The 3,337-nt window shown below is 69.9% G+C and carries 3 protein-coding genes; all 3 read left to right on the forward strand.

Annotated features, from left to right (window positions below):
- Window positions 1–75 precede the first annotated feature (75 nt).
- Window positions 76–1,338 carry an ROK family transcriptional regulator gene (locus tag FJY74_09625; protein MBM3308571.1) on the forward strand — a complete coding sequence of 421 codons (1,263 nt, stop codon included), beginning with the start codon at window positions 76–78 and terminating at the stop codon, window positions 1,336–1,338.
- Window positions 1,338–2,159, forward strand: coding sequence for a glycoside hydrolase family 16 protein (locus FJY74_09630; GenBank protein MBM3308572.1), 822 nt, complete (start codon window positions 1,338–1,340; stop codon window positions 2,157–2,159). Before FJY74_09625 ends, FJY74_09630 begins: the two co-directional genes overlap by 1 nt.
- The coding region (locus FJY74_09635) for an ABC transporter substrate-binding protein (protein ID MBM3308573.1) at window positions 2,156–3,337 on the forward strand (1,182 nt) is incomplete at its 3' end. The genes FJY74_09630 and FJY74_09635, both read left to right, overlap by 4 nt.

Raw genomic sequence — 3,337 nt, forward strand, 5'->3', positions numbered from 1 at the left:
GACAACGTGTACTTCCACAGATAGACTGTCCCGCCTGCTGGACGAAGTCCGTGGGGCGGAGCAGGAGAGGAGCGGATGGAGCGGGTCAGGAAGGGTGAGAGGCGAAGGGACCCGAACGGGCCGAGGCCCCTGGCCGACGCCGTCCTGCGCCTCATCTGGCGCGAGCGGCGGATCTCGCGGGCGGCGATCGCTCAGCGGGCGTCCCTCTCGCGGTCAACCGTCTCGGAGGTCGTGAGCGAGATCTTGCCCACCGGGCTCGTGGCCGAGGTCGGTCTGGGCAAGTCGCGGGGCGGGCGACGCCCCGTGCTGCTCGAGTTCCAGGATGACGCCTGCGTCATCCTCGGCGTCGAGATGGGCGCTTCGCACGTCGCGGCCGCGCTGACCGACCTTCGTGCGAACGTGCTGGCCTGGGAGGTCCGCCAGCATCCGGTGCGCACCGACCCCGAGGGCACCCGCGCGCTCATCGCCCAGCTCGCGGAGGCGTGTCTCAAGAACGACGCGCGCGAGGGCCGACCGCTCGTCGGCGTCGGGGTGGCACTTCCGTGTCCGTTCGACCCGGCGCATCCGGAGCAGCTCTCGACGATCGTCCTTCCGGCGTGGAAGGGCCGCCTCGGGCTCGAAGGCCTGAGCGAGCGGTTCGGCGTCCGCGTCATGGTGGACAACGACGCGAACCTGGGCGCTCTGGCGGAGCACTGGTGGGGCGCCGGGAGAGGCGTTGACGACTTCGCGTACATCAAGCTCGCGACCGGCATCGGCTCGGGGCACATCATCGGCGGCGACATCTACCGGGGCGCGACCGGGGTCGCGGGCGAGATCGGTCACGTCGCGATCGACCCGGGCGGCATGCCGTGCATCTGCGGGCTCAGGGGCTGCCTCGTGACGATGATCGGCACGCCCGCGCTCCTGGAGCGTGCGGAGGAGCTGCTCAAGAAGCGCCCGGGCAGCGCCCTCGCGGGGCGCCGGTTCGACATCCGTGACCTCGAGGAGGCCGCGCTCAACGGGGACCAGGTCGCCCTCCAGGTCGCGCAGGAAGCCGCCGGCCATCTCGGCATCGTCGTCGCGGGACTGCTGAACCTCATGAACCCCTCGATGGTCGTGGTGGGTGGCGACCTGGTCGGTCTGGGTGAGCTGCTTCTCGTCCCGCTCAGGGAGACGGCCCGGAGCCGCACGCTCGTGAGTTCGGTGAAGGCCGCGGAGATCAAGGCAAGCGAGCTCGGACCCAGGTCGGTTGCGATCGGCGCCGCGACGCTCGTGCTCAAGGCGGCCCTCGAGGACTCGCGCCTCTTCCCGACGGTGGAGAACCACGCGGCCGCTCCGATGAGGAGACAGAGACGGTGATGAGACGGATCCTCACAGCGGCGACGGTGCTCGCGCTGGCGGTCCTGGGGTCGGCCGCGCAGTCCGGGTGCCACTCGCCCACCGGCATGGACCAACTCGGGCTCGTCTGGTCCGACGAGTTCGACGGACCGGCGGGCCAGTCGCCCGACTCCTCACGCTGGACCTTCGACATCGGCACGGACTGGGGCAACGACCAGCTGGAGTACGACACCAGCCGGCCGGTCAACGTCTCGCTCGACGGTCAAGGGAACCTGGCCATCACCGCGCGCGAGGAGAGCTACCTCGGGCGCGACTACACCTCCGGCCGGATCAACACGAGGAACGGACTCACGAGGACGCACGGCAGGTTCGAGGCGCGCATCAAGCTCCCGGTCGGGCAGGGGATGTGGCCGGCGTTCTGGCTGCTCGGCGACAACATCGGGTCGGTTGGCTGGCCCGCCTGCGGCGAGATCGACATCATGGAGTACCGGGGCCAGTACCCCGACGTCGTGACGGGCGCCCTCCACGGCCCGGGCTACTCCGGCGGCAACTCGGTGGGCGGCTCCTTCAGGCTCTCGGGCGCCGCGTTCAACGACGACTACCATGTGTTCGCGGTGGACTGGGATGCGAACTCGATCACCTGGTCCGTTGACGACAACGCCTACATGACGCTCGGTCCGTCCGACCTTCCCTCGGGCACGTCGTGGGTCTTCAACCACGACTTCTTCATCATCCTCAACCTCGCCGTGGGCGGAAACTACGTTGGACCGCCGGACGCGACGACGACCTTCCCCCAGACCATGCTCGTCGACTACGTGAGAGTCTACGGGATGATCCCATGATCGGGCGCTCCATCGCCGCGGCGGCGGTGGTCGCCGCCATCGCGGCGGCACTGCTGGCGGGATGCACGGGCGAGCGGGGGACGGCGCCGCCCGGCGTCCTCGTCGTCTCGCAGGAACAGCAGTCGTCCTGGATACGCAACTTCAATCCGCTCACCACGGCCTCGGCCGTGCGGTGGCCGACCCTGGCCGGCGTCTACGAGCCGCTCTTCGTCTTCAACAGCGTGAAGTCCGAGTTCGTGCCGTGGCTGGCCGTCGCGTACGAGTGGCGCGAGAGCAACATGGTGCTCCGGGTCACTACGCGCGACGGCGTGCGGTGGTCGGACGGCGAGCCGTTCTCGGCGCGCGACGTCTCGTTCACGTTCGACCTCGTCAGGCGGTTCCCGGCCCTGGACAGGCGCGGCGTCTGGAAGTTCCTCGATGCCGTGCGGCTCGTCGACGACCGCACCGTGGACTTCGCGTTCGGGCGCCAGTACGTCCCCGGATTCGGCGAGGTCGCCGCTCAGCTCATCGTGCCGGAGCACCTCTGGAAGGACATCGAGGACCCCGTCGCGTTCCCCAACGAGAACCCGGTCGCGACCGGGCCGTTCACCGAGGTGCGGCTCTTCCGCAACCAGATGTACGAGCTCGGCAGGAACCCCTTCTACTGGCAGGAGGGCAAGCCCGCGGTCGAGGCGCTGCGCTTCCCGGCGCTGCCCTCGAACGACCGCGCCAACCTCGCGCTCGTGTTCGATGAGGTGGACTGGGCCGGCAACTTCGTGCCCGCCATCGACCGCGTCTTCGTGGCGCGCTCCCCCGAGACGCACGCGTACTGGTTTCCGCTGACCGGGAGCACGATCTTCCTCTACGTCAACACGACGCGCCCGCCGTTCGACGACGTCCGGGCGCGGAAGGCGTTCAGCCTGGCCGTCGACCGCGAACTGCTCATCGACGTCGCGCTCTACCGCTACTCGCGCCCCGCGGACGCGACGGCCCTGAGCGACGCGTTCCTGTCCTGGAAGGACCCGCAGGCGCTGGCCGCGGGCGACTGGGTGGGCCACGACGTCGCGAAGGCCAACGCGCTCCTCGACGAGCTGGGGTACCGGCGGAGCGAGGACGGGTTCCGCGTCGACCCGGCGGGCCGTCGCCTCGAGTTCGAGATCCTGACGGTGTCCGGGTGGTCCGACTGGGTGCGGGCGGCG

The organism is Candidatus Effluviviaceae Genus I sp., assembly GCA_016867725.1.
Taxonomy (GTDB): domain Bacteria; phylum Joyebacterota; class Joyebacteria; order Joyebacterales; family Joyebacteraceae; genus VGIX01.

What these genes read in the sequence shown, in the direction of transcription:
- FJY74_09630 (MBM3308572.1), top strand. Translation starts at nt 1,338, where the DNA reads ATGAGACGGATCCTCACAGCGGCGACGGTGCTCGCGCTGGCGGTCCTG.
- FJY74_09625 (MBM3308571.1), top strand. Translation starts at nt 76, where the DNA reads ATGGAGCGGGTCAGGAAGGGTGAGAGGCGAAGGGACCCGAACGGGCCG.